5 protein-coding genes are annotated in these 4,809 nt (G+C 63.1%); 1 reads left to right on the top strand and 4 read right to left on the bottom strand.

The features are described 5' to 3' along the window. On the bottom strand, positions 1–497 hold a 497-nt coding region (locus ABJK70_RS20335), incomplete at its 3' end, for a Slp family lipoprotein (RefSeq protein WP_347258919.1). Positions 498–909: 412 nt separating this feature from the next. Here ABJK70_RS20335 and ABJK70_RS20330 point away from each other — a divergent pair. Then, positions 910–1,977 (top strand): SDR family oxidoreductase, encoded by a 1,068-nt coding sequence (locus ABJK70_RS20330; RefSeq protein WP_347258918.1) that lies wholly within the window; start codon positions 910–912, stop codon positions 1,975–1,977. Here the strand turns inward: ABJK70_RS20330 and ABJK70_RS20325 are convergent. From ABJK70_RS20325 to ABJK70_RS20315, 3 genes are all read right to left on the bottom strand, one after another. After that, positions 1,931–2,344 carry a DUF6567 family protein gene (locus ABJK70_RS20325; RefSeq protein WP_139841171.1) on the bottom strand — a complete coding sequence of 138 codons (414 nt, stop codon included), beginning with the start codon at positions 2,342–2,344 and terminating at the stop codon, positions 1,931–1,933. The two genes, ABJK70_RS20330 and ABJK70_RS20325, sit on opposite strands and share 47 nt — an antisense overlap. Further along, complete coding sequence (locus ABJK70_RS20320) at positions 2,341–2,718, bottom strand: sensory rhodopsin transducer (protein ID WP_077730178.1); 378 nt, start codon at positions 2,716–2,718, stop codon at positions 2,341–2,343. Before ABJK70_RS20320 ends, ABJK70_RS20325 begins: the two co-directional genes overlap by 4 nt. Before the next feature lie 87 nt (positions 2,719–2,805). Beyond that, the gene (locus ABJK70_RS20315) at positions 2,806–4,596 is read right to left on the bottom strand and encodes a thiamine pyrophosphate-requiring protein (RefSeq protein ID WP_086135553.1); all 1,791 of its coding nucleotides are present in this window, start codon (positions 4,594–4,596) and stop codon (positions 2,806–2,808) included. Between the last annotated feature and the right edge of the window lie 213 nt (positions 4,597–4,809).

The raw sequence follows: 4,809 nt of genomic DNA, 5'->3' as shown, positions 1-4,809 counted from the left end.
GGCCACACATGGACTTGGCCGCAATCGATCACCGGGTAGCGGACCGCCGGATAAATGTAGTGGAATCGACCCAAGGGCCGAATTTCCGCGTCTTGGACCGCCTGCTCCTGGATCTCCCCGGCCACGGTAATCAGACGGCCCGGAAAGTAGTCCGCTGAGTTCAGAGAGCCAAGGCACCGGACCAGAAATCGGCTTTGAGAGGCGTTGAACTTTTCCTTGGGACGGTCACTGGAATCCAGAGGCTTTTGCCAAACCTCGATTTCTGTCACTGACGGCAGAACGCGGGCAGCAGCCACCTTACCGCCCAAGATTACCGTCTGTCCTCTGAACGACTCCGGATCGGCGCTGATCTCTGCAAAGGACGGCTGATTTGTAGCCGCCTGCCGCCAGGACTCGGCTATCGGACTCGCTGCGCAACCAGCCAAGAGCGGAAGAATCCATAACCACCCGCGCAACCGGTACATCCGGCAATACCCGGTACCCCACGAACCAGACATCCCTCGCCTGGCCGGAAAGATCGAATGAATATCCATAGCGGCGACTCACAGGCCAAATTCCTTACTGGCTTAGATCTCCTGGCCGGACTTCCGGTTCGTGCCCAGCCCAAGATTGGGCTTATGAAGAGGACTAACATTTTCGTGCTACGGCCTGCTTCAAGGCGCTGCCAGTCTGATCTCGAAGGGATTTGCCGCCCTGAGAAGGGCATCTTTCATGGCAGCAAGGCAAAGGATGAACCGCCACTATCGGGTGGCTTACTTGACTTTCCGAAACATAGACCACGATATCTAGGCTCAGCCAACCCAATCCTTCTATCTTTAGCCTCATCGTGTCCGAACACCCGTCGCAAGCGCCGGTCAATATCCGTAAGCGTAGGCTTATCGCCGGCGCAATAATCCAGCAGGAGCAGCCATGAGCACATCGGACGTCGTCGTGATCACCGGAGCCTCGGCCGGCGTGGGGCGCGCCACTGCGGTGGAGTTCGCCCGACGCGGCGCACGGGTCGCCGTGCTGTCGCGCGGCGCGGACGGATTGGAAGGTGCTACGCGGGATATCCGGCAGGCCGGAGGCACGGCGCTCGTCATTCCTGCCGACGTGTCCGATCCCGATCAGGTCGAGCAGGCCGCCGGTCGGGTCGAGCGGGAATTGGGGCCGATCGACATCTGGATCAACTGCGCCATGGCAACGGTATTCTCGCCGGTGAGCGCCATGACGCCCGCGGAATTCAAGCGGGTGACCGAGGTCACCTATCTCGGCTACGTCTACGGCACGATGGCGGCGCTCAAGCGGATGCGGCAAAGAAACCGCGGCACCATCGTGCAGGTGGGCTCCGCCCTCGCCTATCGCGCCATTCCGCTGCAATCGGCCTATCGCGGGGCCAAGTTCGCCATCCGCGGCTTCACCGACGCGCTCCGTTCCGAGCTGATCCACCACCGCTCCGAGATCCGGCTGACGATGGTGCAGATCGCCGCGTTCAACACACCCCAGTTCGATTGGGCGCGCATACACATCAACCGGAATCCCCAGCCGGTTCCGCCGATCTTTCAGCCGGAAGTGGCGGCGCGCGGCATCGTTCACGCCGCTTATCACCCGCGCCGCGAATTCTGGATCGGCTGGCCGACGGTGAAAACCATTCTCGGCAACAAGCTCGTCCCCGGCTTCCTGGACCGCTATCTCGCCGACAAGGCTTACGAGGGCCAGCTCGGCCCGGAACCCTTGCCGTCGAACCGCCCCGACAACCTGTTCGACCCGGTGCCCGGCGATCATGGTGCCCACGGCCGGTTCGACAACCGGGCCAGGCCGTGGAGCTGGCTGCTCTGGGCGAACATGCACCGGGGCTGGCTCGCGGCCGGCGCAGCCCTCGTAGCCGGCTTGGCTGTTTGGGGCTGGCCCAGTCAACCCGAGCGCCGGATTCAAACCAAGCGCTCCCGCCTCATCGCCGGTCGTCCCGGAACTCCACCAAATCCCCGCGCACGGTGATCTTCGGCAGCGAAAACAGGATGAAATAGGGGCTCGTCTGATCGTACACCAGGTTCACGAAAACCTGCGCCGTGCCGTTCGAGACTCCGGCCTTTTCGTACAGGCGCGTGATCGCTTCAGCATAATCCGGGCTCTTGAAGGTCAGAAGGCCGAGCAGCCTGAAACCGGTGCTGCTGCCGATGACATCCGCTTTTAAGAGGCGGAAATTGGGTTGCGACAACGTGACCTGCGTGACGGTCGTAATCTGCGCACCCCCGGCGGCCGAAGGCGCGGCCAAAGGAAATCCGGTCGCAACGGGCGGGACGGGACAGCCGGTGAGCAAGAATAAAAACGGGATCAACAGCAGAAACCGCATGAGTACTCTCATCCCTCCGAATAAGCCGTGGTGGTCAGCAGCGCGAGTTCGGCCTGGCGCGAGTCCAGCCGGGTGTGCTGCACGACGATGGGTACATCCGATTCGATGATGCTGGCATAGTCGGTATCCACGGGGATGGGCTCGGGATCTTCCAGATCGTTGAAACGCAGGTGCAGCGTGCGCCGAGCCGGCACGGTCAGCCGATACGGTCCGGCCGGTTCGCGGTCGCTGAAAAAGATGGTGATGGCCACGTGGGCGTCCGTGTCGCCTGCATTGAGCATGCAGACGGTTTCGTGACTCTCGAGCGCCCGGCCCTCGCCGACGCTCGTCGGCGGGATATAGCCTTCGGCGATGGCCCAGAGTTTTTTGCCGATGGAAGTCGCCATAGTGCTTGCCTCATGTCTGAACCGGCAACTGTCGAAGCGCCATTTCCAAGATACTGACCGCGAGGCGCCGGCGCACCGTGGCCAGGCTCAATCCGTCTCCGGCAAAACCGTCGCTTTCATTTCCTTCGCGGCGGATTTGACGATGCCCCAGGCATCCACGTCTCCGCCGAACAGTGCCGAAAGATAAGCCTTGGCCTGCTCGAAGGTGATGTGCGGCGGCAGCGGCGGCACGTTGGGATCGGTGTACGCTTCCAAGAGCACCGGCCGGTCGGCGGCGAAAGCCCGCTCCCAGGCCGGGGCGATGTCCTCCGGCTTGTCCACCTTGAGCCCCATGAAGCCCAGCGATTCGGCGTATCTGGCATAGGGGAAATCGGGCACATCTTGCGACGCTTCGTACTTGGGGTCGCCCGCCAAGGCCCGTTGCTCCCAGGTCACCTGGTTGAGGTCGCGGTTATTGAGCACCAGCACGATGAAACGCGGATCGCGCCATTCCTTCCAGTACTTTTCGACCGTCACCAATTCGGCGTTACCGTTCATCTGCATGGCCCCGTCGCCCACCAAAGCGATCACGGCCCGGTCGGGGTAGGCGAACTTGGCGGCGATGGCGTAGGGCACGCCGCAGCCCATGGTGGCGAGCCCGCCCGAGAGCGAGGCCATCATGCCGCGGCGGATTTTCACGTCGCGGGCGTACCAGTTGGTGCCGGAGCCGGAGTCGGCGGAAATGATGCAGTTGTCGGGAAGGCGCGGCGACAGTTCCCAGAAGACCCGCTGCGGATTGATGGGATCGGCAGCGTTCATGGCGCGGGATTCCAGCACTTGCCACCACTCCCGGATTTCCCGCTCGATGAAATCTCGCCAGCTGCGATCGGTCTTCCGTTGCAGCAGCGGGATCAAGGCCCGGAGCGTCTCCGCGCTGTCGCCCACCAGGTTAACTTCCATGGGATAGCGCATGCTCAGCATCCGCCCGTCGAGATCGATCTGAACGCCGCGGGCCTGGCCTTCCTTGGGCAGAAACTCGGTATAAGGAAAGCGCGAACCGATCATCAGGAGGGTATCGCAGTTCAGCATCATCTCGTAGCTGGGCCGGGTACCCAAGAGTCCGATGGAACCCGTGACGAAAGGCAGGTCGTCCGGCAGCGCCGCCTTGCCCAAGAGCGCCTTGGCGACGCCGGCCCCGAGAATCTCCGCCGTTTCGGTGACTTCGTCGGTCGCATGCAGGGCGCCCGCGCCCACCAGCATCGCGACACGCTGGCCCTGGTTCAGCACGTCCGCCGCCTTTTGCAGATCCTCCTCTTTGGGCACCACCCGCGGCGCGGCATAGCCGACCCCGGACAGAATATGGCCGTGTTTCCGGGGCGGCGTGGTGACCGCGTCCAGTTCCTGTACGTCGTTGGGAACAACGATGCAGGTGACGGTCCGCTCGCACACGGCGATGCGCACCGCCCGATCCACCAAGTGCCGAACCTGGTCCGGGCTCGATGCCATGTGGACGTACTCGTGGGCCACATCCTTGAACAGCGTCACCAGGTCCACTTCCTGTTGATAATCGCCGCCCAGGGCGCCGCGCGCCTGTTGCCCGATGATCGCCAGCACCGGCTGGTGGTCCAGCTTGGCATCATAAAGTCCGTTCAGCAGATGAATCGCGCCGGGCCCCGAGGTCGCGAGGCACACGCCCAGTTGCCCGGTAAACTTGGCATGGGCGCAGGCCATAAAGGCGGTCATTTCCTCGTGGCGCGCCTGGATGAATTGAAATCGGTCTCCGGCCCGCCCCAGCGCGCCTAGAATGCCGTTGATGCCATCGCCTGGATACCCATAAATGCGCCGGATGCCCCAAGCCGAAAGCCGATCCAGCAGAAAATCGCTCGCCGTGTACGCCATGAGTCGCCTCCTTTCCCAGGTCCTCTGTCGGCCACGCCCGCGACGCCCGATCATCGAGACCGGCACGCGGACGATCATGCTTTCGAGTTATTAACCCGGCCTATAAATATAGGCCGGGTTAATCCGGGGCAGGGATGCCCCGGCGCGGCGACAAGCCGCGTGAGCCCAGGCCGGGCGTGTACCGGCCTGGGCGGCGGCCCGAAATACCAGGAG

Source organism: Methylocaldum sp. (genome assembly GCF_039794385.1).
Classification (GTDB): domain Bacteria; phylum Pseudomonadota; class Gammaproteobacteria; order Methylococcales; family Methylococcaceae; genus Methylocaldum.
Note: the sequence above shows the minus strand (reverse complement) of the source record. Positions and strands in the feature narration are given on the sequence as shown.

What these genes read in the sequence shown, in the direction of transcription:
- ABJK70_RS20320 (WP_077730178.1), bottom strand. Translation starts at nt 2,718, where the DNA reads ATGGCGACTTCCATCGGCAAAAAACTCTGGGCCATCGCCGAAGGCTAT.
- ABJK70_RS20315 (WP_086135553.1), bottom strand. Translation starts at nt 4,596, where the DNA reads ATGGCGTACACGGCGAGCGATTTTCTGCTGGATCGGCTTTCGGCTTGG.
- ABJK70_RS20325 (WP_139841171.1), bottom strand. Translation starts at nt 2,344, where the DNA reads ATGAGAGTACTCATGCGGTTTCTGCTGTTGATCCCGTTTTTATTCTTG.
- ABJK70_RS20330 (WP_347258918.1), top strand. Translation starts at nt 910, where the DNA reads ATGAGCACATCGGACGTCGTCGTGATCACCGGAGCCTCGGCCGGCGTG.